Below are 26,966 nucleotides of genomic sequence, written 5' to 3' on the forward strand. Positions count from 1 at the left end.
TGATCCGGGACCTGTGGCGCGGCGCGCGTTGCCAACCCGGTGCGTTGATCATGGCGCCGGGTGCGTTGATCGTGGGTCTATCCGGCCGGCAATCGCCTGCCGGAGCGGACAATCCCATGATCAACACGGCGGTCTGGGTCAGCGGGGGTGGGGCGGCGCAGGACCAGGTGGTCGAGCCAGACCATCACGCGGGCCGCCTGGCCGCCTGGCCAGGTTCCCGTCAGGTACGCCCAGCCGGGCGTTTCGCAGTGCTGAACCCACAGCACGGTCAGGATGTCCGCGCCGACCGCGAGCGGCGCCACCGCGGGCGAGATGGGTACCTGGTCGCCGGGCAGCGGCATGGCCCCGGTGACGTCGACGGCGCTCACGCCTGGTCCCAGGTGGGGTCGGGCAGCGGGCGTAGCCGATTGACCGGCACCAGGTAGCTCGCCACGGTGATGCCGGTGTCCTCGATGAGGTACCCGTCGAGCCACAGGTGCCCGTCGATGCCGGGGTCGCGGACGCCGAGCACCCGGTACGGTGGATCCGGCAACCAGCCGGGCAGCCTGACCACATCGCCGACGTCGGGCCGGTTCACCGCCACGACTCCGTGACCGGGAGCGGTTCGGGGTCGAGGCGGCGTACTGCTGTTGGTGGCGCCCACCAGGTGCGGCCGTCGGTGCTGGTGATCTGCGTCAGGTGCGGGCCGTGTAGGTACGCCTCGGCGACGGTGAGGTCGTGCCGGCCGATGCGGACGCGGTCGCCGGGGATCACGACCATGGCCGGGCCTTCCGGCGGGCCGCGAGTGCCAGCGCCGCGGCGTACGGGTCGAGCGGGTCGGCGTAGCGGTGCAGCGCGCGGCGGATCGCGCGGATGCGGCGGGTGCGGGCGCGGCGGGCGCGCCAGGCGGCGATCACCGCCACCACCCGTTCGGGTCGATCGGCCGGGCGGCGATCTCGTCGCGCCAAGCGCCGATGCGGGTCCGTAGTCGCCGCAGCGCGGTCAGGGTAGCGTGAAACAGCTCCATCGGTCTGGCCTCCAAGCTGACGATGGGGCGGGGGCGCGGTGCAGCCGGCAAGCACACACCGCGCCCCCACCTTTCTCTCCGGCCCGCCGGGTACGACGACGAGCCGCCTTCCAGCCGAACCGCGAGTCGTTGCTCCGCGAAGCGCGCACCCACGGTCCGACTGCTCGGACATCCCCTCGGTACCTGTGGCAGATGACGACGGTGATATCGACATGGCCATATTGGACCCGCCAACCGAAATCCGCAAGAGGCAGATTTTTATTGGCGAGTCGCATAAGGCGGTTGCTCATCGTCCGCCAAGGGATGACACTGGCCATATGACGCAAAGGAAGAACCCGACGGCGAAGCGCCGTGTCATCGCCGCTGCGTTGAAGGAGTTCCGTGAGCGACTCGACCTGAAACCCGCCGAGGTCGCCAAGCGGGTCAACCATGACGCATCGTGGCTTGCCCGCATCGAACGCGCAGAGATCCGTGCGCACCCCGACGCCGTGACGAGGTTGCTCGACGTCTACAAGATCACCGGGCCGCAGGCCGAGGCGGTGCTGGATCTCGCCGCGAGCGCGGGATCCCGAGGATGGTGGCACGTCTACACCCGAGCGATGCCGGAATGGTTCGGCAAGTTCGTCGGGCTGGAGGGTGCCGCCTCCGTGATCCGTAACTTCGAGAACGGGGTGATGCCCGGTCTGCTGCAGACGGAGGACTACGCCCGTGCCGTGATGCGCGCCGTTCCGCTGCCAGGGCAGCCCACCGACGTTGATCGGTTCGTGAAGTTGAGGATGGAACGTCAGGAGCTTCTGACCGCGGACAACCCGCCTCAGCTGCGGTTCATCCTCGACGAGTCGGTGATCCGCAGGCCGATCGGTGGCCGCACGGTGCTGCGCGGTCAGCTGGAACGGATCCTTGACCTGACGGCGGAGCACCTGCATATCAAGGTGATGGTCCTGCCGTTTGAGGCCGGTGCCCACGCCGGTGTCGACGGCCCGTTCATCCTGTTGGATTTTCCTTCGGCCCCGGCCGGGTTGCCGGACACGGCCGATCCACGGGTTGTGTACCTGGACAACATGGTGAGCGCTCTGTATCTGGAGGAATCCGATCAGCTCACCCGCTACAGCGCCACGTGGGAGAGCCTGTGCAACGACGCGCTCTCCGTGGATGCCTCACAACGGCTGATGCGTAAGCTCGCGGAGGACCTGTAGATCCGCGAGGCAAGAAAGGAGGCGCGGGATGTCTCTGCCAGACCTCGCCCGCGCCAACTGGCGCAAGAGTAGCCGATCGGGCAGCAACGGAGCTTGCGTAGAGGTGGCCGACAACCTCCCGGAGATTGTCGCCATCCGAGACAGCAAGGACCCGGAGGGGCCGGTGCTGATGGTCGGGCCGGCCGCGTTCCGGGCGTTCACCGAAGCCGTCACAACCCGCTAGGCCCAACACCAACGAGATCCCCGGCCGCCACCAGGCCCGGGATCTCGTTGTATGGACTCAATTCGCAGGCAAGACCTACGAGGCGGTCAGGCGACGGGTTGCGGGGTGCGCTCCGGCTCGGGGGTGCCCTCGACGTCGACGTGCGGGAGGATCCGGTCCAGCCAGCGGGGCAGCCACCAGGCGGAGCGGCCGAGCAGCGACATCACCGCCGGTACCAGGGTCATCCGGACCAGGAAGGCGTCCAGCAGCACGCCGAGCGCCAGCGCGAAGCCCATCGACGCGACGGTCATGTTGTCGCCGAAGATGAACCCGGCGAACACCGAGATCATGATCAGTGCGGCGGCGGTGACCACCCGGGCGCCGTGCCGGAACCCGGTGCGTACCGCCTGCTGCGGGTCGCCGTGCCGGGTGTGCTCCTCGCGCATCCGGGACACCAGGAACACCTCGTAGTCCATCGCCAGCCCGAACAGCACGCCGATCAGCAGGATCGGCAGGAAGCTGAGCACCCAGCCGGACTCGGCGACGTGGAAGGCGCCGGCGAGCCAGCCCCACTGGTACACCGCGACCACCCCGCCGATCGCGGCGAGCAGCGACAGCACGAACCCGATCGCCGCCTTCAGCGGTACCAGCAGCGAGCGGAACGCGAAGGCCAGCAGTACCAGCGAGAGCCCGACGACGATCAGCACGAACACCGGCAACGCGTCGGACAGCCGGGACGAGATGTCGATGTAGAGCGCGGTACTGCCGGTGACCCCGATCTGTGCGCCGGTCGCGCGCTGAATCGAGCCGGCGTCGTCCCGGATCCGGTTGACCAGGTCCTTGGTCTGCTGGTCGTTGGGGCCGGACGACGGGATCACGGTGATGATCGCGGTGGTCTTGTGGTCGTTGAACCGGGGCGCCGCCACCGCCGTGACGTCCGTGCCGACCAGCCGCTGCCGGACGGCGAACGCCGCCTTCGTCGGGTCGGGGGTGCCGCGCAGGTCGGCGGCGACCACCAGCGGGCCGTTGAAGCCGGGACCGAAGTTGTCGGCGATCAGCTCGTACGCGGCGCGGCTGCCGGAGCCGGCCGGCTCGGCGCCGGCGTCGGGCAGCCCGAGGCTGAGCTTCGGCGCCGGGATGGCCAGCACGCCGAGCACGATCAGGCCGCCGACCAGCACCGGTATCCGGCGCCGGGTGACGAAGCCGGCCCAGCGGGCGCCCAACCCGTGCTCCCCGCCGGCGCGGGCCTGGCGGCGCCGCAGGATCGGCAGCGGCACCGCGTCCAGCCGGCGGCCGGCGACCGCGAGCAGCGCGGGCAGCAACGTGACGGCGACCAGTACCGAGACGATGACGGTACCGGCGGCGGCCAGCCCCATGATGGTCAGGAACGGGATGTTCACCACCGACAGCGCGGCGAGCGCGATGAACACGGTGGTGCCGGCGAACACGACGGCCGAGCCGGCGGTGGCGTTGGCCCGGCCGATCGACTCGGCGACGGGCATCCCGTCCCGCAACTGGCCGCGGTGCCGGGACACCACGAACAGCGCGTAGTCGATGCCGACCGCCAGGCCGATCATCAGCGCCAGCACCGGTGCGACGCTGTTCATCGAGATGGCGCCGGACAGCGCGGTGATGCCGAGATAGCCGATGCCGACCCCGACCAGCGCGGTGACCAGCGGCAGCAGTGCCGGGATCAGCGAGCCGAACACGACGAGCAGCACCACGACCGCCACCACCACGCCGATCGCCTCGGTACTGCCGATCTGGGAGGCGTTGCTGAACGCCTGGCCGCCGACCTCGGCGCGCAGCCCGTCGTGTCGCAGCTCGGCGGCGAGCTGCTGGATGCGGCTCTTGGTGGCGTCGCTGACCTGCTGGTCGCGCTCGACGAACTGGATCGTGACGTACCCGGTGCGGTGCTCGCCGCCGGAGATCGTCTTCGCCTGGTACGGGCTGAGCGCGCCGACGACGCCGTCCACCTTGCCCAGCTGCCCCGTGGTCGCGGACACCTGCCGCTCGATGTCCGGTTCGAGCAGGTTGTGCCCGGCCGGCGCCTGTACCACGAGCTGGGCGGTACCGCCGGAGGCAGCCGGGAAGCTGCGGTGCAGCTGGTCGATGGTCTGCTGGGCGGGGTGCCGGGCACGCTGAACGTGTCGGCGAGGGTGCCCTTCAGCGTCACCGCCGCGGTGGCCATGCCCACCAGGACGACCAGCCAGGCGGCGATGACCCACCACCGGCGCCGGTGCGCGAACCGGCCCAGTCGGTAGAGCAGACCAGACATCGACACTCCTCGTTCGACGGTCACTGCCCGCCAGTCTCGCAGGAGTGACTCTCGCCTGGGAGTGACTCCCGTGAAGATGTGGAGCCGGTCACGCCGCACCGCCGCGACCCGGCGCGCTGCGACCCGGCGCGCCGCGGCCGGCGCGCTGCGACCCGGCGCGCTGCGACCCGGCGCGCTGCGACCGGCGCGCCCGGCGGTCCCGGCCACCTGGCTCGCCCGGGGAGGGCGGGATCCTGCTGGTGCTGCCCACGATGTTGGTGGCAGTGGGCCTGTCGCCCGCTTCCTAGCCGTCCGCACCTGCCTCTCCGGCGTGCCGGGTCCGGGGAACGGCACCTCATAGGATGGGCGGATGGTGAGCAAGGCGGACGGGCTGCGGGCGCGCAAGATGGCCCGCACCCGGGAGGGCATCGCCGCCACCGCGCTGGACATGTTCGCCGACCGCGGGTACGAGCAGGTCACCATCGAGGAGATCGCCGCCGCGGCCGAGGTGGCGCCGAGCACCGTCTATCGGCACTTCGTGACGAAGGAACAGCTGGCGCTGCACTACATCGGCGGTGGCCTGGCCGGCGTGCTGGACCGGTTGCGGGCGATCCCGGTCGACGCGCCGATCGGTGACGCGCTCAGCGAGGCGCTGATCGGCGCGCTGGCCCGGTACGACGAGACGGTCGACGTGCCGCGCGCGCTCGCCGCGCAGGACCTGATGGCGGCCAACCCGGCGGTACGCGCGGCGATGCACGGCGAGGTCGCCGAGTTCCGGCGGGAACTGGCCGAGGAGATGCGGCACCGGCTGGCCGGTGCCGCCGACACCGTCGTCCCGGCGCTGGCCGGCGCGCTGGTGGCGGCGGTCTACGAGCTGGCGATCGAGGCCTGGCACGCGGCCGGTGGTCGCACCCCGAGCCGGCAGTTCGCGGCCGAGGCCATCGAGGTGCTGGCGCTCGGCGGCATCCCGCTGCCCCGGCAGGACGTCGGGTCCGCGCGCGGCAGCCTGGACGCGCTGCTGGCCGCGAACGCCGACGCCCCCGCGACCAGCCGGCACCGGGCCGCCAACCGCTCCTGACCGGACGCTCGCCGGCCCGGTGAACGCCGGCCGGCCGGCACCAGGGCCGCCCGGCGGGACCGGACGGGGCACCCGGCGGCGCGTCGGAGCTGCCCAGAGCGCGGCGCGTCGGAGCTGCCCAGAGCGCGGCGCGTCGGAGCTGCCCAGAGCGCGGCGCGTCGGAGCTGCCCAGAGCATGGCGCGTCGGAGCGGCCGAAAGCGAGGAAAGTGGTGCGCGCGGCACGCCGCGCTTCTACGCTCCGAAAGGTGACCGTCACCGACCGAGGATCACGTCGGGGCGGGATCGGCGGGCCACGGAGGTACCGCCGGTTCCGCCCGGTGTCGTTCCCGGCGCCACGATGAGCCCGGCCGCGTGCTCGCGGCAACGGGCGGACGAACAGTCGACGTGCTCCCCGCGGCGGAGGCAGCGTGAACGGTGAGCTGGGCCGGGTCGTGTCGACGGTGCCGCCGGGCGCCGGCGCCGCGGTGATGGGTACCGCGATCCTGTCGACCGGGATGGCCGGGGTGCCGGTGCGGTGGCTGTCGTACGTGCTGGTCGTGATCGCCGCGGTGCTCTGGCTGGCGCTCGCGGTGCTGTTCCTGAACCGGCTGCTGGTGCACCGGGCCCGCTGGGTGGCCGACGCCGACGTACCGGCATCGCTGACCGGGGTGGCCGGTACCTGCGTGCTCGCCACCCGGCTGAGCATGCTGGGTTGGCTACCGGTGGCGGCGGCAATGCTGGCGCTGTCCGCCGCGCTGTGGCTGGTGTTGCTGCCGCTGGTGCTGGCGCACTGGCAGAAACCGACGGTCGGGGCCAACTTCCTGCTCTGTGTCTCGACGCAGGGGCTGGTGGTGCTGGCCGCGTCGATCGGAGCCGCCGAGCAGCTGCGCTGGCTGGCGGTCGTGGCCGGGGTGCTGTTCGTCGCCGGGCTGGTGGCGTACGCGGGCGTGCTGGTCACGTTCGACTTCCGGCAGGTCGCGCGCGGGGCGGGGGATCACTGGGTGGCCGGCGGCGCGCTGGCGATCTCCACCCTGGCCGCGACGAAGCTGTACCTGGCCGCCGGTCTGCTCGGGGTTCCCGGCGGTGCGCTGCGGGTGGCGGCCCTGGTGTTGTGGGCGCTCGCCGTCGGCTGGTACCTGGTGCTCGCGGTCGCCGAGGCGGTCTGGCGCCGGCCGCGCTACGACGTGCGTCGCTGGTCGACGGTGTTCCCGCTCGGGATGACGGCGACCGCCTGCATCAACCTCGGGATGGCGGCGCACCTGCCGGCGATCCGTACCGCCGGGCAGGTGTTGATCTGGCCGGCGCTGGCGGTGTGGGCGGCGGTCGCGTACGGCGCGGCGAACAGGCTGCGCAGCGCCGCGCTGGACGTGAGGGGGACGCCATGACGGTCGACCGCGACGGCACCGCTGGACCACCGCCCGGTGACCGGAGCGCCGCGATCGGGCCGGTGGACGACGGCGCGGTGCAGGCGGCGCTGCTGCGCGCCGGGCGGCTGCTGACCCGGCGGGAGGTGTCGCCGGACCTGCACGACGTGTACCGGCGGGGTGGCCGCGAGGGGGATGCCTTCTACCGCAACAGGTGGGCGCACGACAAGGTGGTGCGGTCCACGCACGGAGTGAACTGCACCGGCTCGTGTTCCTGGCAGGTGTACGTCTCCGACGGGGTGATCACCTGGGAGGCGCAGGAGACCGACTACCCGTCGGTGGGGCCGGACTCGCCGGAGTACGAGCCGCGTGGCTGCCCGCGCGGTGCCGCGTTCTCCTGGTACACCTACTCGCCGAGCCGGGTGCGCTACCCGTACGTGCGCGGGGTGCTGCTGGACATGTACCGGGAGGCGCGGCACCGGCTCGGCGACCCGGTGACGGCGTGGGCCGAGATCACCGGCGATCCGGCCAAGCGGCAGCGGTACCAGCGGGCCCGCGGCAAGGGTGGCCTGGTGCGGGCGTCCTGGGACGAGGCGTTGGAGATCGCCGCGGCGGCCCACGTGCACACCATCAAGCGGTACGGTCCGGACCGCATCGCCGGGTTCTCCCCGATCCCGGCGATGTCGATCGTCTCGCACGCGGCCGGCTCGCGCTTCATCGAGCTGATCGGCGGGGTGATGACCTCGTTCTACGACTGGTACGCCGATCTGCCGGTGGCGAGCCCGCAGGTGTTCGGCGACCAGACCGACGTGCCGGAGTCGGGCGACTGGTGGAACTCCGCCTACCTGGTGATGTGGGGTTCGAACGTGCCGGTGACCCGGACGCCGGACGCGCACTGGATGTCGGAGGTGCGCTACCGCGGTACGAAGGTGGTCGTGGTGTCGCCGGACTACGCGGACAACACCAAGTTCGCGGACGCCTGGCTGCCCGCCCAGCCGGGTACCGACGCGGCGCTCGCGATGGCGATGGGCCACGTGATCCTGCGCGAGTTCTTCGTGGACACCCAGGTGGACTTCTTCACCGACTTCGCCCGCCGCTTCACCGACCTGCCGTTCCTGGTCACACTGTCCACACAGGACGATGCGTACCTGCCGGGCAAGTTCCTGACCGCCGCCGATCTCGGTGACGCCGCGCCGGAGGCGAGGCACAAGACCGTGCTGCTCGACTCGGCGACCGGGCAGCCGGTGGTACCCAACGGATCGCTGGGTTTCCGCTACGCGGACTCGGGGGTGGGGAAGTGGAACCTCGACCTCGGTGCCGTGACGCCGCTGCTGTCGCTGTCCGGGCCCGGCACCCGGACGGTCGAGGTGCTGCTGCCCCGGTTCGACACCGACGGGGTGCTGCGGCGTGGGGTGCCCGCCCGGGAGATCGACGGCAAGCTCGTCACCACCGTCTTCGATCTGATGCTCGCCCAGTACGGGGTGTCCCGGCCCGGGTTGCCGGGTGACTGGCCGGCCGGGTACGACGACGCGACGCAGCCGTACACGCCCGCCTGGCAGGAGGCGATCACCTCGGTACCGGCCGGGGCGGCGGAACGGATCGCCCGCGAGTTCGCCGACTCGGCCCGCCGGTCCGGCGGCCGATCCATGATCATCATGGGCGCCGGGGTGTGCCAGTGGTTCCACGGCGACGCGGCGTACCGGGCGATCCTGACGTTGCTGATGCTCACCGGCAGCATGGGCCGCAACGGCGGCGGCTGGGCGCACTACGTCGGGCAGGAGAAGTGCCGGCCGCTGACCGGGTGGCAGACGCTCGCGATGGGGCTGGACTGGTCCCGGCCGCCGCGGCAGATGATCGGCACCGGCTACTGGTACACGCACGCCGACCAGTGGCGCTACGACGGCTACCCGGCGAACGCGCTCGCCTCGCCGCTGGCCCGCGGGATGCTGGACGGGATGCACACCGCGGACACCCTGGCGCTGTCCGCGCGGCTGGGCTGGATGCCGTCGTACCCCCAGTTCGACGCCAACCCGCTGGACCTGGCCGAGCTGGCCGGCGACGACCCGGCCGGCTACGTCGCCGACCGGCTGGCCAGCGGCGGGTTGCGGTTCGCCGCCGAGGATCCGGACGATCCGCGCAACTGGCCCCGGGTGTTGACGCTGTGGCGCGCCAACCTGTTCGGCTCGTCCGGGAAGGGCAACGAGTACCTGCTCAAGCACCTGCTCGGTACCGGCAGCGCGCAGGTACGCGCCGGCCAGACGCCCCCGGAACACCGGCCGCGCGACGTGGTGTGGCGGGAGGAGGCACCCGAGGGCAAGCTGGATCTGCTGGTGTCCGCGGACTTCCGGATGACCTCCACCTCACTGCTGTCCGACGTGCTGTTCCCGGCCGCCACCTGGTACGAGAAGCACGACCTGTCCTCGACCGACATGCATCCGTACGTGCACGCGTTCAACCCGGCGATCGACCCACCGTGGCAGGCGCGCACCGACTACGCGCTGTTCGGTGCGCTCGCCGACCGGTTCAGCGAGCTGGCCGCACACCATCTCGGCCGGCGACGCGACCTGGTGGTCACCGCGATGCAGCACGACACCCCGGGGGAGACCGCGCAGCCCGGCGGCACGGTACCGGACTGGCGGCGGACCGGGGATCGGCCGGTGCCGGGGCGGACCATGCCGGCGGTGACCGTGGTGGAACGCGACTACCCGGCGATCGGGGACCAGTGGCGGGCGCTCGGGCCGCTGACCGAGCGGTTGGGCCTGCCGAACAAGGGCGTCACGTACCGGCCGGACGAGGAGGTGGCGCGGCTCGCGGCGACCGGCGGCGTCATGTCGTCCGGGGCGGCGGCCGGCCGGCCGGCGCTGGACACCGCCGCGAAGATGGCCGAGGCGGTCCTCGCGCTGTCCGCCACCACCAACGGAAGGCTCGCCGAGCAGGGGTTCCGGGCGCTGGAGGAGCGGGTCGGCAAGCCGCTGGCCGACCTGGCCGACCCGGACAGCCGGATCACGTTCGCCGACACCCAGGCCGGCCCGGTGCCGGTGCACGCCAGCCCGGAGTGGTCCGGCAGCGAGAAGGGCGGCCGGCGGTACGCGCCGTTCACCCTCAACGTGGAGCGGGGCAAACCGTGGCACACCCTGACCGGCCGGATGCACTTCTTCCTGGACCACGACTGGATGGCCGAGTTCGGCGAGCAGCTGCCGATCTACCGGGCACCGCTGGACATGGCCGCGCTGTTCGGCGAACCGCGGATCGGCCCGGATGGCGCGAGCGTGACGGTGCGGTACCTCACGCCGCACTCGAAGTGGTCGATCCACTCCGAGTACCAGGACAACCTGCTGATGCTGTCGCTGTCCCGGGGTGGGCCGACGGTGTGGCTGTCGGTGGCCGACGCGGCCGCGATCGGGGTCGCCGACAACGAGTGGGTGGAGGCGGTCAACCGCAACGGGATCCTGGTCGCGCGGGCGATCGTGAGCCACCGGATGCCGACCGGTACGGCCTTCGTCCACCACGCGCAGGAGCGCACCATCGACGTGCCGATCTCGGAGACCGGCGGCCGCCGCGGCGGCATGCACAACTCGCTGACCCGGGTGCTGGTCAAGCCGACGCACCTGATCGGCGCGTACGGGCAGCTGTCGTTCGCGTTCAACTACCTCGGCCCGACCGGCAACCAGCGCGACGAGATCACCGTGGTCCGCCGCCGCAGCCAGCAGGTCCGGTACCGATGAGCACCGGTGGGGAGGCGCGCTGCCGATGAGGGTGATGGCCCAGGTGGGCATGGTGATGAACCTGGACAAGTGCATCGGATGTCACACCTGTTCGGTGACCTGCAAGCAGACCTGGACCAACCGGGCCGGCACCGAGTACGTCTGGTTCAACAACGTGGAGACCCGGCCGGGGCTGGGCTACCCGCGCCGGTACGAGGACCAGGAGAAGTTCCGCGGCGGCTGGGTGCGCACCGCCCGCGGGAAGTTGCGGCCGCGCTCCGGCGGGCGGTTCCGGCGGCTGCTGTCGATCTTCGCCAACCCGGTGCTGCCCAACATCTCCGACTACTACGAGCCCTGGACCTACGACTACGAGAAGCTGATCGACGCGCCGCTCTCCGACGACTTCCCGGTGGCCCGGCCCAAGTCGCTGCTGACCGGCGAGGACACCCAGATCACCTGGAGCGCCAACTGGGACGACGACCTGGCCGGCGCCCCCGAACGCGCGCCGGCCGACCCGGTGCTGCAGCGGATGCGAAGCCAGGCGAACGAGGACGTGCGGCTGGAGTACGAGAAGGCGTTCATGTTCTTCCTGCCGCGCATCTGCGAGCACTGCCTCAACCCGTCGTGCATGGCGGCCTGCCCGTCCGGGGCGATCTACAAGCGGACCGAGGACGGCATCGTGCTGGTCGACCAGGACCGCTGCCGAGGCTGGCGGATGTGCGTCACCGGCTGCCCGTACAAGAAGATCTACTTCAACCACCGCACCGGCAAGGCGGAGAAGTGCACGCTGTGCTACCCGCGGGTCGAGGTCGGCCTGCCGACGGTGTGCTCGGAGACCTGCGTCGGTCGGCTGCGCTACCTCGGCCTGTTCCTGTACGACGCGGACCGGGTCGGCGAGGCGGCGGCGGTCGCCGACGAGAAGCAGCTGTACCCGGCGCAGCTGGACCTGCTGCTGGATCCCGACGACGAGGAGGTCGTCGCGGCGGCACGCCGGGACGGAATCCCGGAGGACTGGTTGGACGCCGCCCGCCGCTCCCCGGTGTACCGGCTGGCGAAGACCTACCGGATCGCCCTGCCGCTGCACCCGGAGTTCCGCACCATGCCGATGGTCTGGTACGTGCCGCCGCTGTCGCCGGTGGTGGACGTGCTGTCCCGCACCGGCCACGACGGCGAGGACGCGGCCAACCTGTTCGGCGCGATCGGCAGCCTGCGCATCCCGATCGGCTACCTCGCCGAGCTGTTCACCGCCGGCGACCCGGCACCGGTCGCCTCGGCGTTGCGCCGGCTCGCCGCGATGCGCTCGTACCTGCGGGCGGAGAACCTGGGCGAGGACGCCGACGAGTCGATCCCCGCCGCGGTCGGGATGACCGGCGCGCAGCTGCACGAGATGTACCGGCTGCTCGCGGTCGCGAAGCGGGAGGACCGGTACGTGATTCCGACCGCGCACGCCGAGCAGGCCGCGCAGCTGGACGAGTTCAGCTGCTCGCTGGAGACCGAGGGCGGCCCCGGGATGTACGGCTCGGGTCCGTTCGGCGAGGCTTCCGGCCGGCCGGTACCGGTGTCGATCGAGACGTTCCACGCGCTGCGGCAGCGGCAGGAGAGCGACGCGAGATCCGAGCCGGAGCACCGCTACAACCTGCTCAACTGGGACGGTTCCGGTCGCCCGGAGGGCATGTTCCCGGCGCCGAGCGAGCCGCCCGCGGCCGTCGAGCGTGAAGCCCGGGGCCCGGATCCGGGTGCCGGACGGCCACCGGTAGGTCCCGGCGGGCCCGAAGCGGGGGAGTCGGGCCGTGGCTGACCGGGACCGTACCGTCTGGCAGGCGGTGGCGCTGTTGCTGTGCTACCCGGACCGTCGGCTGCAGGAACTGCTCCCGCTGTTGCGGGACGCGACCGCCGGCATCGCGCCGCTGACCCGGTTCGTCGCCACGCTCGGCGCGACACCGCTGGCCGAACTGCAGTCGTCCTATGTGGACACTTTCGACTTCCGGAAACGGTGCTGCCTCTACCTGACCTGGTACTCCGACGGCGACACCCGGCGCCGCGGCGGGTCGCTCGCGGCGCTGAAGCGGCGGTACGCGGGGCACGGGTTCGCCGTCGCGGCGGGGGAGCTGCCCGACTTCCTGCCCGCGGTGTGCGAGTTCGCCGCGCACGCGCCGGACGGGGTGGGCCGCGAGCTGCTGGTCGAGCACCGCGCCGGCCTCGCGCTGCTGCGGCTGGCGCTGGCCGACGCCGGCTCGCCGTACGCGGAGGTGGTCGGCGCGCTGTGCGACACGCTGCCGGGTGAGCAGCCCGCCGACCGGGCGGCGGCGCTCGCGCTGGCCCGGACCGGGCCGCCGACCGAGACCGTCGGCCTCGACCTGCCACTCCAGCCGTACCAGAGGGGGCCCCGATGAACGAGCGTCGGCGAGCGGATCACGGGTGCCGCACATCCTGCTTCGTTGCTTCGACGAGAGAGGAACGGCGATGAGCATCGTGCTGTGGGCGGTGCTGCCGTACGCGATGGTGGTGGTGCTGGTGGGCGGCACGATCTGGCGCTACCGCTACGACCAGTTCGGCTGGACCACCCGCTCGTCCCAGCTGTACGAGTCGCGGCTGCTGCGGTTGGGCTCGCCGCTGTTCCACTTCGGGCTGCTGTTCGTGCTGCTCGGGCACCTGATGGGGCTGGTCGTACCGGAGTCGTTCACGTCCGCGCTCGGGCTGTCCGAGACCGGCTACCACGCGCTGGCGCTCACCCTCGGCGGCGTCGCCGGCATCGGTACCCTCGCCGGGATCGTGCTGCTGATCGTGCGCCGCCGCACCACCGGCCCGGTGTTCATGGCCACCACCCGCAACGACAAGGCGATGTACGTGGTGCTCGTCGCCGCGATCCTGGCCGGGCTGTGGGTGACGCTGGCGTTCAACGCGATCGAGCGGGCATCGACCGGCGGCTACGACTACCGCGCCACGGTCGGGCCGTGGTTCCGGTCGCTGTTCTGGTTCCAGCCGGACATCGGCAAGATGACCGCGGCGCCGGTCGACTACCGGATCCACACCCTGATCGGGATGCTGCTGCTGACGATCTTCCCGTTCACCCGGCTGGTGCACGCCTTCACCGCGCCGGTGCACTACCTGTTCCGGCCCTACCTGGTGTACCGCTCCCGGGACGCGGCCGGCCGGCACGGCGCCGGCGCGTCGACCGCCCGCGCCTGGTCCCCGGTCGGTACCCGGGACCGCACCCGCTGATCGGCCCGGCCGGAGCGAGGCAGCTCACACCGCCGGTGCGGTCGAGCCGGTTGCCTGGCCAGACAGACCTGTCTAGTGTCGGTAGTCGTCTAGACAGACCTGTCTGTTCGTGAGCCGCCGGGGCGGCCCACGACCCGAGCTTCCGGGGGATCATGACCGGCGCGACCATGCCCGACCTTCGCGGCCGTCCCGCCTCGCGGCATCCGACCGCGGCGCTGCTGCTGCTCGCCTCGATCGTCGTCACGCTGCTCGCCGCCTCCGCCGCGCCGACCCCGCTGTACGCGACGTATGCCGCGGAATGGCACTTCTCGCCGATCACCACGACCGTGGTGTTCGGCACCTACGCCCTCGCCGTGCTGGTGTCGTTGCTGCTGCTCGGCCGCATCTCCGACCACCTCGGCCGGCGACCGGTACTGCTGGTCTCGCTCGGGATCGCGGTCGCCGCGATGATCGTGTTCCTCACCGCCGGCAGCGTGCCCGCGCTGCTCGTCGCCCGGGCCGTGCAGGGGGTGGCCACCGGTGCCGCGATCGGCGCGGTCGGCGCCGGCATGCTCGACCTGCACAAGGAGCGCGGCGCGCTGGCCAACTCGGTCGCGCCCGGCATCGGCACCGCCGTCGGGGTGGTCGGCTCGGCCGCGGTCGTCCAGTTCCTGCCGTTCCCGACCCACCTGATCTACCTGCTGCTGATCGCCGCCTACCTGGCGCAGGCGATCGGCGTACTGCTGCTGCGCGAGACGGTGACCCGGGCGCCCGGCGCGCTGCGCAGCCTGCGCCCGGAACTGAGCCTGCCGCGGGCCACCCGCGGCGCGGTCGCGGTGGCCGCGCCGGTGCTGTTCGCGGTCTGGTCGCTGGTCGGCTTCTACGGTGCCCTCGCACCCGGCATCGTGGCCGGGATGGCCCACTCGCACGCGCCGCTGCTGGGCGGGCTGGGGCTGTTCCTCGCCGCTGCCGTCGGCACCGTACCGGTGCTGGCACTGCGCACCGTGCCCGCCCGTACCGTGCTGCACCTCGGCACGATCGGGCTGCTCGCCGGGATCGCGCTGGTGGTCGGCTCGGTGTCGGCCGGCTCCGCGGTCGGGTTCTTCGTCGGTACCGCCATCGCCGGGCTCGGCTTCGGCGCCGGGTTCCAGGGCGGCATCCGTACCGTCGTGCCGCTGGCCGCGCCGCACGAGCGCGCCGGCGTGCTGTCCCTGCTCTACATCGTGTGCTACCTGGGCATGGGTGGCCCGGCGGTGCTCGGCGGGGTGCTCGCGGTCCGGCTGGGCAGCCTGCCGGCCGCGGCCCGCGACTACGGCATCGGCGTGCTCGTGCTGGGGGCGCTCGCGTTGGCCGGGCTGCTGCTGCGGCGCCCGCGCCGGCCGGCCGCGCCGTCCCCCCGGCCGGAACCCGTCCGGGCGACGGTCGGCGCGACCGCCTCCGGCTGCCCGGACCGGCTACCCGATCCGGCCGGCGAGTAGCACCCTTGACGAGAAGGCCACGATCGGGTCCCGGCCGGACGGCGGGGACGGAAAGGGAGACGATGACACGCGAACGCAGGATTCCGGGTCCGGACCATCCGATCACGGTGGCGCCGTCGAGTGCCCGGGTGACGGTCCGCCTCGGCGACACGGTTCTCGCCGACACCACCGCCTCGGTGGAACTGCGCGAGGCCGGCTACCCGCCGGTGCACTACCTGCCGGTGGACGCGCTCGACCCGGCGGTGCTGCGGCCGACCGACAACACGACGTACTGCCCGTACAAGGGCGAGGCGGCGTACTACACGGTGGCGGTGAACGGCGACGAGGCGGTCGACGCGGCCTGGACGTACCGCACGCCGTACCCTGCGGTCGAGCAGATCGCCGGGCACCTGGCGTTCTACCCGAACAAGGTGGAGATCACCGTCGAGCCGTGAGACGACCAGCCGGACCGGAGGTGTGCGCGATGGGGACGAAGACGGAACCGGGAGGCCGCAGGCCACCCCGGGAACGGCTGCTCGCGGCGGCGAACGAGCTGTTCTACGCCGAGGGCGTGCACACCGTCGGCATCGACCGGATCATCGAGCGGGCCGGCGTCGCCAAGGCCTCGCTGTACAGCACGTTCGGCAGCAAGGACGAGCTGGTCCGGTCGTACCTGGCGGGCCGGCACGCGCGCATCGCCGACCGCGTCGCCGCGGCCATGGCCCGGTCCGACAACCCCCGTGAGCAGATCCTCGCCATCTTCGACTCGCAGACCGAGACCTGCGCCGCCCCGGGCTTCAACGGCTGCCCGTTCGTGGCGGCGAGCGCCGAGTCGCCGCGCGGCGGCGTGGTCGAGGAGGAGACCGACCGGTACCGGGCGTGGCTGCGCGGCGTCTTCGCCGACCTGGCGGCGAAGGCCGGCGTGACCGACCCGACGGCGGTGGCGCACCAGCTGCACATGATCTACGACGGGACGAGCGTGTCGGCCCGGATGGACCACGACCCCGCCGCCGTGTCGCGCACCGCCCGGGCCGCCGCCGCGGCCCTGCTCGACGCCGCCACCTGACCGGTCAGGCCGGTTCGGCGTCCTCGCCGATGCTGCGGATCAGCGCGCGGGCCTTGGCGGTCTTCACCGCGGTCGTGAGCGACTCGATGTCGTACGCGCCGTAGTGCCGCCGCCCGTTGATGAAGAACGACGGCGTGCCGGACACGCCGGACAGCTGGGCGGACTCGACGTCGTCGGCGACCCGGGACTGCACCCAGCGGCCGCGCAGGTCCGCGGTGAACTTCTCCACGTCGAGCCCGAGCGTCTCGGCGTACCGCAGCAGGTCGTTGGGCCGCAGCTCGTCCTGGTGGTCGAACAGCAGGTCGTGCATCGGCCAGAACGCGCCCTGCTTCGCCGCCGCCTCGCTCGCCTTGGCCGCCAGGTACGCGCGGGGGTGCACGTCGCGCAGCGGCAGGTGCCGCCAGACGTACCGGATCTCGGCGTGCCCGGCGAGCAGGTCCCGCACCACCGGTTCGGCCTGCCCGCAGTACGGGCACTCGAAGTCGCCGTACTCGACGATCGTGACCGGAGCCACCGCCGGCCCGCGAACGTGGTCCCGGTCGTCGGCGACCGGCACGGCGAGATCCACCAGCGTCTCCCCGGTACCGAGCAGCGCCCGGCTGCGGGGGAGCGGCGCGAGCCGCCCGGTCACCGCGAACACCGCCCAGGACAGCGCCGCCGCGCACAGCGCCGCGGACAGCACGCCGAGCTTCGCCTCGGCCAGCTGCTCGCCGCGGAACGCCAGCGTCGCGATCAGCAGCGACACGGTGAAGCCGATCCCTGCGATGGCACCGCCGCCGGCGATCGACGCCCAGCCGACCGGCGGCTGCAGCCGGCCCCGGCTGATCCGGTTCGCCAGCCAGCTGACCCCGAGGATGCCGACCGGTTTGCCCAGCACGTACCCGAAGAGGATGCCGAGCGTGATCGGCGAGGTGTACGCGGTGGCCAGGAACCCGCCGTTGATCGCGATCCCGGCGTTGGCCAGCGCGAACACCGGCACGATCAGGTAGCTCGTCCACGGGTGGAACAGCTGCTGCAACCGCTCGTTCGGTGACAGTGCGGCGGCCAGCCCGGCCTGGGCGGTGCGGGCCAGCTCCGGTGTCGGCTGTTCCCGGAACGAGCGGAACAGGCCGGTGGCGCGCTCCAGGTCGTCGCTCGCCGGCGGGTACGCCGCGGTCAGCAGGCCGACCGCCAGCCCGGCGACGACCGGCTCCACGTTCGCCGCCCGCAGCGCGCCCCACACCACGACCGCCAGTACGACGGTCACGAAGCCCATGATCCGGCCGGCGATGGGCAGCCGGCGCAGCACCAGCAGCACGCCGAACGTGCCGATCGCCACGAGCACCGGTACCAGCGTGACGTGGCCGCTGTAGAAGAAGGTGATGACCGCGAGCGCGACGAAGTCGTCGACCACCAGCACGGTGAGCAGGAACGCGCGAACCCGGTCCGGCAGCCGCCGGCCGACCAGCGCCAGCAGGCCGAGCGCGAACGCGGTGTCGGTCGACATCGCCGTACCCCAGCCGTGCACCGACGGCTGCCCGGCGTTGATCGCGAGGTAGATCAGCACCGGCACGGCCATCCCGCCGAGGCCGGCGAGCAGCGGCAGGGTGATCCGCCGCCGGTCGCGCAGCTCGCCCATGTCGAACTCGCGCCGCGCCTCCAACCCCACCACGAAGAAGAACAGCGCCATCAGGCCGCCGTTGATCCACTCCCGCACGTTCTGGGTGATCCCCACGTCGCCGAACCGCACGGCGAGCTCGGTACCGAAGAACCGCTCGTACCCGGCGCCGTCGAGGTTGGCCCAGACCAGTGCCGCCACCGCGGCGATCACCAGCACGGTGGCGCTGCCGGACTCGGTCTGCAGGAAACTGCGCAGCGCGGTCTCCCGGTTCACCCCGGCGCTGCGCGCCGACCAGCGGCCCGACTCGGTCATCGACCGTTTCCGTTCCCGTTCACGCCCCCAGCCTGCCAACTGGCACCGGCTCCGTGGGCCCGATCACCACCGAACCTTCGCCCAGATCACAGCCTCGTGGGCGTCGACCGCTACCGCTGTCCTGTTACCATCGCCCGCACTGGCTTCGTCGCTCACTCGGTTGCCGAGAACGTCTGTTGCCACCGCAACGTGTCACCGCGCAGCGCCTCGTCGGCCAGGCGCCGCGCAGAGTCGGTCTCGAGCGCATTCAGCGAGGAATCGATCCATGGCTGCACGTTCTGGTAGCCGGCCTCCCGACACTCCACGGCCTGGACGAGGCACTCCAGTTTGTCCGCATCCCGGGCCACGATCGCTTCGATGGTCCGGCGTGCCTCGTACTCGTCGACCGCGGACTGGATCATGGCGCGTACCGGCTCCGGCGCGGCGGCGACCTGGTCGGCGGTGATCTTCTCGTTCGGTGTCGCATCGAGGTACCGGCGGCCAATGTGCGGGATGTCGGTCACCCGCGTCTCTTGCGAGTCGTGCAGCAGCCCCATGAGTGCGACGCGGGAGGCATCGGCACCCTCCATCGCCGCCAGCACCGCGCCGATGATCCCGACCCGGAACGAGTGCTCGGCGACGGTCTCCGGGTTCTTCTCGCCGACGAACCACCACCCGGTGCGCGCGGCACGCTTGAGGACGCCGGCCTCGAAAATGAAGCTCATCGCACCGGCCGCATCCGCGTCATCCATCGACGGGCTCCTTCCGTTCGTGGCCAATCCCTGCACCCGCAGACCGTAGAGTACGGCGGTCAGCTCCCCCGGGCCCGGGCGGACAACTCCGCGGTATCCATGAGGCGTTGGCTGCGGGTAACCAGGAGCGATGCCGTCTCGGGCTCGGCAACTGCAACCCCTGGCCGGGCCTGCAAGAGTGCCCACAAGGTGTGCACGTTCAGATCGATGAATGCATGGTCGGCATCGAGCCGGTCAACGATGTGACGCAGTAGCACCGCCCCACGCCACCGTAGTGAGGAGTCGGCCATGTACGAGTCATCGGGCTGTTGCTGGTCGATCTCGCCGACCCAGAAGGCCCAGTAGTTCAATCCAGCCAACTCCGATCGATCGTCGCCGTGAGCATGAGTGATGAAGTCGCGAAGTGGCTGGCGGTCGCCTTGCCGGGCCAGCGATGTGGCGACAGATCGCGCATCGACCCAGCGCGGCGTCCATGGCTCCGCGCGGTGGAAGTGCGGGAAGGCTCGGGGTGGAGAGAGCCAGCTGGCTGACGCCCCGGTGCGGTCGAGGCTGCCGAGATAACACGCCTGTCGATGCAGCAGGATCACGTCATCGTCCGAAGCAGCGCGATCGGCGAGCATCCGAAGGTTCTCGAAGAACTGCCGACGGTCGGAGGCATCGAGCGCGGGTCCGGCAGCGCCCGGCCCACGACGCTCGGTGCGCGGGAGATTCGCGTGCTGGACGATGCGCGGCTCGGCTCCCGACACCGCCCAGCTGATCAGATCGGTTACTGCGTGGTTCAGCACCGACCAGCCAAGGGGGTTGGTCGCAAGTGGTGGTGACGGGGCTCGCATCGAGGATCTGGGCAATCAACAGATCGGCTTCGGCCGATCGGTCCAACGCCTGCAAGAGGATCCGGTGGCCACCGAGTCGCGCCAGTCGTTGCCGGATGGTGAGAGCGTGACCGTGTGGTACGGCGGTGAACGATCGGCGACCGGACTCCCAGCCCTGAATAGTGCCGCGATCCACGCCGAGGTGCTCGGCGAGCTGCTCTTGGCTGGCGGGGATGGATTCGCGGATCAACTTCATCAGATAACCGGTGACCACCCCGCGCCGTGGTCTTGCTGCTGGCATGTCACACCTCTGGACGTACCGACGGTCAGCGTTCCGGCGGTCAGCGGGACTGCGCGAGCCAGTCGAAGTCCTGTTATTCGTACCCACAGTGAGTCGTCGACGAATCGTTCTGATCGTAGCGTGGACGTCACACAGGGTTCGAGCTCGGCAGACGGAACGAACTGGATGGGGACTTGGCGCGGCGCCTCGCGGACGAGTTGGGTATCTCGAAACATGCGGTATTCGCCCTCGCCGGCAACCTGGTCGACCGGCACGGCTACGACCAGATCGTCGTCGATTCGCGGACCTCGGAGATTACTTGCGAGGCAGAGCGAGCCATCCGCGCTTACACCCGCGGATTGATCAACACCATCGTGATCCACGACAGCACTGGCCTCGGCCCGATCGAACTGGAAGGCGACCGCCATGCCAAGAGCAACCAGCTCCCGTGATTCGTTGACCACCGTCACCGACCATTTCCCGCTTGGACGCTCCTTCACCGAGACACCGGATTCCGCCCTGGCGGACAGCCGTCCGTTCGGCATCACGCTGGCGATCTCGCCCAGCCACACCGACGACATCGACCTGACCCGCGTGTCGTACGACTCGGAGCGGCAGATAGGCGTCGTGCTCGAGGCGGACGGCAGGCTGACCGAGCTGGCAAAGCACTCCACCGGTTGGACCAACACCGACACCGCCAGCAGCGACAAGGCGCCTGGCGACGCCGACCGCGACGCCACGGAGGACTGAGCGATGCCCACTTCCGGATCGACCGTGCTGGTGCTGACGCATTGGTTCGACCCGACCGCCGACATGGTGATCGAGCAGCTGAACCGGCGTCGAGTGCCGGTCTACCGCGTCGATCCGGGCGACCTGCCCAGCCGTCTGACCGTTACTGGCGAGCTCGGGCCAGAAGGTTTCACTGCCTTCCTGCAACTCCCGGAGCGCTCGCTCAGCCTGGCCGACGTCAGCTGTGCCTGGTATCGACGCCCCACCGCGTTTCACTTCCCGCGAGGGCTCACGGATGGTGATCGCCGATGGGCAGCGGCCGAGGCGCGCGCCGCACTCGGTGGGCTCATACAGCTCGTGCCGAACTGGCTTAACCATCCGGCGGCCATCGGCCGTGCCGAGTACAAGCCGATCCAACTGGACGCCGCTCGTCGACTGGGCCTCAACGTACCGGCGACCATGATCACCAACGATCCCGAGCACGCAGCCGGGTTCGTCACCGAGCTGGGCGGCAGCGTCATGTACAAGCCGCTCTCCGCGCCGCTCGCCACGAGTCCAGGCGGCGACCCCGTCATGCTTTACACGACGCCGGTCACCACAGCACAGGCGTCCAGCGCTGGCGTCAGTTTGACGATGCACTTGTTTCAACAACGCATCCCGAAGGATCACGAGCTGCGCGTCGCATACGTCGACGGCACGTGCTACACCGCCCGCATCGACACCGGCTCGCGCCGCGCGGCCGAGGACTGGCGCGCGGACCACGAGCACGTCAGCTACCGGGTGGATGACCTGCCCAACGACGTGACCCGGATGCTGGGCGACCTGATCCAGGCTCTGGGTCTCCGCTACGCGGCCGTGGACATGATCGTTGACCCGACCGGCTGTCATTGGCTGTTGGAAGTCAATCCCAATGGTCAGTTCGGCTTCATCGAGAACGCCACCGGCCTGGACATCGCCGCCGCGATCGCGGATGCCCTGACCATCCCCGCCTGACCGGAAGAGTGAAACATCGTGGCCACCATCAGCCAGGACGACACCGGACGCTACCGAAGGCGCATGGTTGGTGAGCTTCGGCGCGGAGGTTGGCTTCGTAGCCCGGCGTGGATCGACGCGTTCCAGGCGGTACCCCGGCATGCCTTCGTGCCGCGGTTCTTCATCCCAACCGATACCGGCCACTGGGCTGCGGTCTGCGCACAGGACCGCGGTTGGGCCGAGCGGGCATACACGCTGGGCAGCCTCGTCACCCAGCTCGGCGGCGACGAGTCGTACTGGGGCCGCGCGCGTGACGCCCCACTGCGTGGTACGCCGACTTCATCGTCGTCCGACCCTCGGCTGATGGCGACCATGCTGGAAGCGCTCGATGTGCGCGACGGTCACACGGTGTTGGAGATCGGTACCGGTGCCGGGTACAACGCCGGGCTTATCAGCCACCGGATCGGCAGTCGGAACGTCACCAGCGTCGAGGTGGACGCGGGGCTGGCCCGCACGGCGCGTCAGCGGCTCGCTGAGTGCGGATACCACCCGACCATCGTGACCAGCGACGGCACGAACGGTGTCCCGGAGGCATCGCCCTACGACCGGATCATCGCGACCGTCGCTGCCCCCACCGTTCCTGCCGCCTGGGTTGAGCAGACAAGGATCGGTGGGCTCATCCTGCTCAACCCGTACACCGAGTTGGGCAGCGGGCCACTGGTGCTGCTGACCGTCACGGACCGAGGCAGGGCCGAGGGGCGCTTCCTACCCTCCTATGGCGCCTTCATGCCCTTCCGCGCCCACCAGCCGGCCAGATCCGATCAGGAACGTCTCAGCGACGCGCTGCGCAGTGCAGACGGCCGACGAACCGCGACGGAGGTTCCGGTTGACGTGCTCCATCAGATTGATGCCGGAATGCTGATCGGTCTGCTGGTACCGCACGTCGCCTGGATCGGCTTTACCCCAGAGGGCGGTCGGTCGCAGCTCTGGTTGCTCGGTGACGATGGATCCTGGGCTGTGCGGGACGACGATGGGGTCGAACAACGTGGCGAACGGCGGATCTGGGACGAGATTGCCGCTGCGTACGGACTCTGGCAGCAGCTCGGAAGTCCCGGCCGGGAAAGATTCGGACTGACTGTAACGGTCGACGGGAAGCAGACGATCTGGCTCGACGGCCCGGACCGCACGGTGGCGCCATTGGCGCTCGACTCCCGGTTCGGGACGTGCGGCGGGGGTTGACGGGTGGGATCGGGCGGGCCATGCTGCGGCAAGATCTTTCGTCGGATCTCTCGGACAAGTTGATAACTGTCAGTCAGGTACGCACCGCTGCGTCTCGGCCCCCAGCAGAACGAGGTGAGCACCTTGCCGCCCGCCCCCTCCCCGCACCGACGTCCCGACCGACGATCCCTCGCCCGCCGCCTCGGCCGTACCCTGCTCGCCGCCGTCGCCGCCCTGGCGGTCCTCGGTACGGCCGCACCGGCGCAGGCCGCACCCGCCCCGGAACGCCACCGGCACGGCGCGTTCGACACCGGGCCGGCCGCCGCCGCGCTCCGGCGGCTGATCGGCGCCCGGGCGAACCAGGTGACGCTGCGCGCGGTGGACCGCGGTACCGGGAAGGACACGTTCGGCATCACCGCCGAGCACCGCCGGCTGGTGATCTCCGGTACCACCCCGGCGGTGCTGCTGACCGGCTTCGGTTGGTATCTCAAGTACGTCGCGCACGTGGACGTGTCGCTGGAGGGTGACAGCCTCGCCGCGCTGCCGCACCGGCTGCCGCTGCCGGCGGCGCCGATCTCGCACACCTCCTCGGTGACGCACCGGTTCGCCTTCAACGACACCAACGAGGGGTACGCCGGGCCGTACCTGTCCTGGTCGGCCTGGCAGCACCGGATCGACGTGCTCGCCCTGCGCGGCATCAACGAGGTGCTGCTGTACGAGGGCTCCGGTGCGGTGTACCAGCAGACGTTCGAGAAGTTCGGCTACTCGGCCGACGAGATGCGGCACTGGATCCCGCAGCCGGGCCACCAGTCCTGGTGGCTGCTGCAGAACCTGTCCGGGGTCGGTGGCCCGATCTCGCAGCACCTGCTCGACCAGCGGGCCGAGCTGGGCCGGCGGATCGCCGACCGGCTGCGCTCGCTCGGCATGACGCCGGTACTGCCGGGCTACTTCGGCACCGTGCCGGACGGGTTCGCGGATCGCAACGCGGGCGCCGAGACGGTGCCGCAGGGCACCTGGAACAGCCTGCCGAGGCCGGACTGGCTGGACCCGACCAACGAGTGGTTCGGCCGGGTCGCGAAGACCTTCTACGCCGCGCAGACCAGGCTGCTCGGACCGTCCACGATGTACAAGATGGATCTGCTGCACGAGGGCGGCAAGGCCGGTGACGTGGACGTGCCGGCGGCGTCGAGGGCGGTGCAGCGGGCCCTGGCCGACGCGCACCCGGACGCGCTGTGGGGCATCCTCGGCTGGCAGAAGAACCCGCTGCCGGCCACCCTGCAGTCGATCGACCGGTCGAAGATGGTGGTGCTGGACGGGATCTCGGACCAGTCGAGCATCACCGACCGGGACAAGGACTTCCTCGGCACCCCGTACGCGTTCGGAACGATCTGGAACTTCGGCGGGCACACCAACCTCGGTGCCCAGTTGACCACCTGGAACCAGAAGTTCTACCAGTGGCAGGACAAGCCGGGCAGCGCGCAGGACGGCATCGCGCTGATGCCGGAGGCCATCGACAACAACCCGGCCGCGGTCGAGTTCTTCACCGAACTGCCGTGGCGCAGCGGGCCGGTCGACCTGCACGACTGGTTCGCCCAGTACGCCACCGCCCGGTACGGGGCGGCCGACGCGCACGCCGCCGCGGCGTGGCGCACCCTGGCCGACACCGTGTACAGCTGGCCGGCGAACGTGGACAGCCGGCACCCGACCGCGCTGTTCGACAACCAGCCCAGCCTGTCCACGACCTCCTCCCCGCTGCCGTACGACACCGCCGCGTTCGACACCGTGCTGACCAACCTGCTCGCGGTGCCGGAGTCGCTGCGCGGCACCAGCGCGTACCGGTACGACCTGGTCGACGTGGCACGGCAGGTGATCGCGAACCACAGCCGGACCGCGCTGCCGCGCATCCTCGCCGCGTACCGGACGGGCGACAAGGCCGAGTTCGACCGGCTGTCCGGCCGGTTCTGCGACCAGATCGCGCTGATGGACCGGCTGCTCGGCAGCGACCAGCACTTCCTGTTCGGCAGCTGGCAGCAGGGCGCGGAGCGGTCGGCGGCCGGGCCGGCCGAGCGGGCGGCGCTGCGCTACGACGTGCGCTCGCTGGTCACCCTGTGGGCCGACGGAACCACGCTGCAGGACTACGCGCGGCGCGAGTTCAACGGCCTGGTCGGCGACTACTACGGGCTGCGCTGGAAGACCTACTTCGACAGCCTGGACACGGCGCTGTCGAGCGGCAAGCCGCCGGTGCCGGTCGACTGGAAGAAGGTCGCGGCCGACTGGGCGCACGCCGACACCGAGTACCCGACCCGGCCGCACGGTGACGCCTACCAGCTGGCCAGCGAGGTGGCGGCGAGCCCGGACGGCACGCTGAGCCTGGGCAGCACGCACAACGCCGCCGAGCCCGGCGGCACCGTCTCGGTCACCGCCACGTTCAGCAACCTGAACATGCTGCGCGGCACCGGGAAGCTCGAGCTGGCCCTGTCCACACCGGACGGGTACGCGGCCAAGGAGAGCACGCCGAGCAGCACCGGCGACGTCGCCGCCGGCGGTACCTTCACCGCGACCTGGTCGGTGACGGTGCCGGCCGGCGCGACCGCCGGCGAGGTCGGTGACCTCGCGGCCACCGCACGGTGGGGTACCGACGGGCACGCGAGCGCCGCGACCAGCGTGCTGGTGTCCGGCGCGGTGTCCGGCGACTGGAAGACCGTCGACACCACCGACGCGTCGTACGCGCAGTCCGGCGACACGATCGCGATCGCCGGCGGCGGCGAGGACATCAACTCCACCGCCACCCAGTTCGCCTCGGTGTACCGGCCGGGCGCGCTGGCCGACGGCAGCGCCGCCACCACGACGGTGACCCGCGTCGACGCGCAGGCGCCGTACGCCCGGGCCGGGCTGATCGCGAGCGCCGACCTGACCAGCCCCGGTGCCGGGTTCGCCGCGGTCGCGGTGACCCCGCAGCAGGGCTGCCTGTTCAACTGGGACCCGGACGGCGACGGGCTGCTGAACAAGGTGTCCGAGGTCGGTGGCTTCGGCGCCAGCGTGCAGGTGCGGCTCGGCCGGCACGGCGACACGTTCGTCGGTGAGTGCTCGTCGGACGGTACGCACTGGACCGTCATCGGGTCGGCGCAGCTGCCCGGTGCGAGCGACGCCGAGGACGTCGGGATGTTCTTCACCGCGGTCGACCGGCACACCCGTACCGCCGGGCTGGGCGTCTTCGACGCGATGACCACCGGTGCGTTCGCCCTACCGCGGGACGGCAGCGGCGACCCGCAGTGCAGCGTCGGCAAGCCGGTCACCGCGTTCAACGCGGAGAACGGGCACCCGGCCACCGCGGCGAACGACGGCAGCCGGTCGAACTACCCGTACTGGGGCGGCCCGCTGGAGGCGAACGGCACCTGGTGGCAGGTGGACCTGGGTGCGGCGACCGACGTGTCCCGGATCAACGTCCGCAACTACGTCGGCGGCGGCCGGTACTACACCTACCGGGTGGTGGCGAGCGAGGATGGCACGCACTGGTTCACCGTCGGCGGCCGGATGACCACCGATCCGGCGACCGATGCCGGCGACACCTTCGACACCATCGGGACCGCCCGGTACGTCCGGGTGGTCGGGCTGAGCAACACCGCCAACGCCACCTTCCACCTCACCGAGGTCACCGTGTACGGGATACCGGCCTCCTGACGAACCTCCGCCGGCCGGGTAGGGGCGACCGGCAGGCTCCGCCACCCGCTGCTGCCACGGCGGGTGGCGGAGCACCGGAACCGTCGACCGAACCGGCTGGTCAGCCGTTTGTGCAGGTCA

23 protein-coding genes and 2 pseudogenes are annotated in these 26,966 nt (G+C 71.2%); 16 read left to right on the forward strand and 9 right to left on the reverse strand.

What is annotated here, in order from left to right; all coding sequences use genetic code 11:
• Window positions 1-77: 77 nt before the first annotated feature.
• Genes Athai_RS05210 through Athai_RS05225 form a run of 4 tightly spaced genes read right to left on the reverse strand, consistent with a single transcriptional unit; the run spans window position 78 to window position 896 of the window.
• Window positions 78-368, reverse strand: coding sequence for a hypothetical protein (locus Athai_RS05210; protein ID WP_203960418.1), 291 nt, complete (start codon window positions 366-368; stop codon window positions 78-80).
• The gene (locus Athai_RS05215; protein WP_203960419.1) at window positions 365-577 is read right to left on the reverse strand and encodes a hypothetical protein; all 213 of its coding nucleotides are present in this window, start codon (window positions 575-577) and stop codon (window positions 365-367) included. The genes Athai_RS05210 and Athai_RS05215 overlap by 4 nt, the downstream gene beginning before the upstream one ends.
• Entirely contained in the window at window positions 574-759 is a 186-nt protein-coding gene (locus Athai_RS05220) for a hypothetical protein (protein WP_203960420.1), read from the reverse strand. The genes Athai_RS05215 and Athai_RS05220 overlap by 4 nt, the downstream gene beginning before the upstream one ends.
• Window positions 750-896 (reverse strand): hypothetical protein, encoded by a 147-nt coding sequence (locus Athai_RS05225; RefSeq protein ID WP_203960421.1) that lies wholly within the window; start codon window positions 894-896, stop codon window positions 750-752. The genes Athai_RS05220 and Athai_RS05225 overlap by 10 nt, the downstream gene beginning before the upstream one ends.
• 295 nt (window positions 897-1,191) lie before the next feature.
• On the opposite strand from Athai_RS05225, the gene Athai_RS05230 reads away from it, so the two are divergent.
• Together Athai_RS05230 and Athai_RS05235 are read left to right on the forward strand one after the other, a co-directional pair.
• Complete coding sequence (locus Athai_RS05230) at window positions 1,192-2,202, forward strand: helix-turn-helix domain-containing protein (protein WP_203960422.1); 1,011 nt, start codon at window positions 1,192-1,194, stop codon at window positions 2,200-2,202.
• A 28-nt stretch (window positions 2,203-2,230) separates the two neighbouring features.
• Window positions 2,231-2,425: a DUF397 domain-containing protein gene (locus Athai_RS05235; protein ID WP_203960423.1), complete on the forward strand. Its 195-nt coding sequence runs from the start codon at window positions 2,231-2,233 to the stop codon at window positions 2,423-2,425.
• Window positions 2,426-2,511: 86 nt separating this feature from the next.
• Here Athai_RS05235 and Athai_RS05240 read toward each other — a convergent pair.
• A pseudogene (locus tag Athai_RS05240) lies at window positions 2,512-4,682 on the reverse strand (MMPL family transporter).
• A gap of 349 nt (window positions 4,683-5,031) precedes the next feature.
• On the opposite strand from Athai_RS05240, the gene Athai_RS05245 reads away from it, so the two are divergent.
• The 9 genes from Athai_RS05245 (at window position 5,032) to Athai_RS05285 (ending at window position 16,511) form a co-directional block, all read left to right on the forward strand.
• The gene (locus Athai_RS05245) at window positions 5,032-5,739 is read left to right on the forward strand and encodes a TetR/AcrR family transcriptional regulator (RefSeq protein WP_203960424.1); all 708 of its coding nucleotides are present in this window, start codon (window positions 5,032-5,034) and stop codon (window positions 5,737-5,739) included.
• Window positions 5,740-6,147: 408 nt separating this feature from the next.
• A complete protein-coding gene (locus Athai_RS05250) occupies window positions 6,148-7,104 on the forward strand; it encodes a tellurite resistance/C4-dicarboxylate transporter family protein (protein ID WP_203960425.1) in 957 nt (318 codons plus the stop codon).
• An 89-nt stretch (window positions 7,105-7,193) separates the two neighbouring features.
• The gene (locus tag Athai_RS05255; protein WP_420829820.1) at window positions 7,194-10,808 is read left to right on the forward strand and encodes a nitrate reductase subunit alpha; all 3,615 of its coding nucleotides are present in this window, start codon (window positions 7,194-7,196) and stop codon (window positions 10,806-10,808) included.
• Between the two features lie 25 nt (window positions 10,809-10,833).
• Window positions 10,834-12,585, forward strand: a complete 1,752-nt coding sequence (gene narH / locus Athai_RS05260; protein ID WP_203960427.1) for a nitrate reductase subunit beta — start codon at window positions 10,834-10,836, stop codon at window positions 12,583-12,585.
• Window positions 12,578-13,180 carry a nitrate reductase molybdenum cofactor assembly chaperone gene (narJ, locus tag Athai_RS05265; protein ID WP_203960428.1) on the forward strand — a complete coding sequence of 201 codons (603 nt, stop codon included), beginning with the start codon at window positions 12,578-12,580 and terminating at the stop codon, window positions 13,178-13,180. The genes narH and narJ overlap by 8 nt, the downstream gene beginning before the upstream one ends.
• 70 nt (window positions 13,181-13,250) lie before the next feature.
• Window positions 13,251-14,009, forward strand: a complete 759-nt coding sequence (narI, locus tag Athai_RS05270) for a respiratory nitrate reductase subunit gamma (RefSeq protein WP_203960429.1) — start codon at window positions 13,251-13,253, stop codon at window positions 14,007-14,009.
• A 152-nt stretch (window positions 14,010-14,161) separates the two neighbouring features.
• A complete protein-coding gene (locus Athai_RS05275) occupies window positions 14,162-15,466 on the forward strand; it encodes an MFS transporter (RefSeq protein WP_239156736.1) in 1,305 nt (434 codons plus the stop codon).
• A 62-nt stretch (window positions 15,467-15,528) separates the two neighbouring features.
• Window positions 15,529-15,900, forward strand: a complete 372-nt coding sequence (locus Athai_RS05280; protein ID WP_203960430.1) for a DUF427 domain-containing protein — start codon at window positions 15,529-15,531, stop codon at window positions 15,898-15,900.
• Window positions 15,901-15,929: 29 nt separating this feature from the next.
• Window positions 15,930-16,511 (forward strand): TetR/AcrR family transcriptional regulator, encoded by a 582-nt coding sequence (locus tag Athai_RS05285; RefSeq protein ID WP_203960431.1) that lies wholly within the window; start codon window positions 15,930-15,932, stop codon window positions 16,509-16,511.
• A 4-nt stretch (window positions 16,512-16,515) separates the two neighbouring features.
• Here Athai_RS05285 and nhaA read toward each other — a convergent pair whose 3' ends face one another.
• From nhaA to Athai_RS33905, 4 genes and pseudogenes are all read right to left on the reverse strand, one after another.
• Window positions 16,516-18,423 (reverse strand): Na+/H+ antiporter NhaA, encoded by a 1,908-nt coding sequence (nhaA, locus tag Athai_RS05290; RefSeq protein ID WP_203960432.1) that lies wholly within the window; start codon window positions 18,421-18,423, stop codon window positions 16,516-16,518.
• Window positions 18,424-18,575: 152 nt separating this feature from the next.
• Window positions 18,576-19,154 (reverse strand): HD domain-containing protein, encoded by a 579-nt coding sequence (locus Athai_RS05295; RefSeq protein WP_239157354.1) that lies wholly within the window; start codon window positions 19,152-19,154, stop codon window positions 18,576-18,578.
• 59 nt (window positions 19,155-19,213) lie between these two features.
• A complete protein-coding gene (locus tag Athai_RS05300; protein ID WP_239157507.1) occupies window positions 19,214-19,939 on the reverse strand; it encodes a hypothetical protein in 726 nt (241 codons plus the stop codon).
• A gap of 184 nt (window positions 19,940-20,123) precedes the next feature.
• Window positions 20,124-20,267: pseudogene (locus Athai_RS33905) on the reverse strand (helix-turn-helix domain-containing protein); the annotation flags it as partial.
• Window positions 20,268-20,440: 173 nt separating this feature from the next.
• Between Athai_RS33905 and Athai_RS05305 the strand changes: the two are divergent.
• The 5 genes from Athai_RS05305 to Athai_RS05325 all read left to right on the forward strand — a co-directional run bounded on the left by Athai_RS05305 (window position 20,441) and on the right by Athai_RS05325 (window position 26,846).
• Window positions 20,441-20,698 carry a hypothetical protein gene (locus Athai_RS05305; protein ID WP_203960433.1) on the forward strand — a complete coding sequence of 86 codons (258 nt, stop codon included), beginning with the start codon at window positions 20,441-20,443 and terminating at the stop codon, window positions 20,696-20,698.
• Between the two features lie 4 nt (window positions 20,699-20,702).
• Window positions 20,703-20,996, forward strand: a complete 294-nt coding sequence (gene tgmA / locus Athai_RS05310) for a putative ATP-grasp-modified RiPP (protein ID WP_203960434.1) — start codon at window positions 20,703-20,705, stop codon at window positions 20,994-20,996.
• A gap of 3 nt (window positions 20,997-20,999) precedes the next feature.
• Window positions 21,000-21,968, forward strand: coding sequence for an ATP-grasp ribosomal peptide maturase (gene tgmB, locus Athai_RS05315; protein WP_203960435.1), 969 nt, complete (start codon window positions 21,000-21,002; stop codon window positions 21,966-21,968).
• Between the two features lie 18 nt (window positions 21,969-21,986).
• The gene (gene tgmC, locus Athai_RS05320) at window positions 21,987-23,186 is read left to right on the forward strand and encodes an ATP-grasp peptide maturase system methyltransferase (RefSeq protein WP_239156737.1); all 1,200 of its coding nucleotides are present in this window, start codon (window positions 21,987-21,989) and stop codon (window positions 23,184-23,186) included.
• A gap of 114 nt (window positions 23,187-23,300) precedes the next feature.
• Window positions 23,301-26,846, forward strand: a complete 3,546-nt coding sequence (locus Athai_RS05325; protein ID WP_203960436.1) for an alpha-N-acetylglucosaminidase TIM-barrel domain-containing protein — start codon at window positions 23,301-23,303, stop codon at window positions 26,844-26,846.
• The last annotated feature ends 120 nt before the right edge of the window (window positions 26,847-26,966 follow it).

The organism is Actinocatenispora thailandica (assembly GCF_016865425.1).
Taxonomy (GTDB): domain Bacteria; phylum Actinomycetota; class Actinomycetes; order Mycobacteriales; family Micromonosporaceae; genus Actinocatenispora; species Actinocatenispora thailandica.

Coding starts and splice junctions, on each gene's coding strand:
- narH (WP_203960427.1), top strand. CDS start 10,834: ATGAGGGTGATGGCCCAGGTGGGCATGGTGATGAACCTGGACAAGTGC.
- Athai_RS05285 (WP_203960431.1), top strand. CDS start 15,930: ATGGGGACGAAGACGGAACCGGGAGGCCGCAGGCCACCCCGGGAACGG.
- narI (WP_203960429.1), top strand. CDS start 13,251: ATGAGCATCGTGCTGTGGGCGGTGCTGCCGTACGCGATGGTGGTGGTG.
- Athai_RS05280 (WP_203960430.1), top strand. CDS start 15,529: ATGACACGCGAACGCAGGATTCCGGGTCCGGACCATCCGATCACGGTG.
- Athai_RS05245 (WP_203960424.1), top strand. CDS start 5,032: ATGGTGAGCAAGGCGGACGGGCTGCGGGCGCGCAAGATGGCCCGCACC.
- Athai_RS05235 (WP_203960423.1), top strand. CDS start 2,231: ATGTCTCTGCCAGACCTCGCCCGCGCCAACTGGCGCAAGAGTAGCCGA.
- Athai_RS05295 (WP_239157354.1), bottom strand. CDS start 19,154: ATGGATGACGCGGATGCGGCCGGTGCGATGAGCTTCATTTTCGAGGCC.
- Athai_RS05275 (WP_239156736.1), top strand. CDS start 14,162: ATGACCGGCGCGACCATGCCCGACCTTCGCGGCCGTCCCGCCTCGCGG.
- Athai_RS05220 (WP_203960420.1), bottom strand. CDS start 759: ATGGTCGTGATCCCCGGCGACCGCGTCCGCATCGGCCGGCACGACCTC.
- nhaA (WP_203960432.1), bottom strand. CDS start 18,423: ATGACCGAGTCGGGCCGCTGGTCGGCGCGCAGCGCCGGGGTGAACCGG.
- tgmB (WP_203960435.1), top strand. CDS start 21,000: ATGCCCACTTCCGGATCGACCGTGCTGGTGCTGACGCATTGGTTCGAC.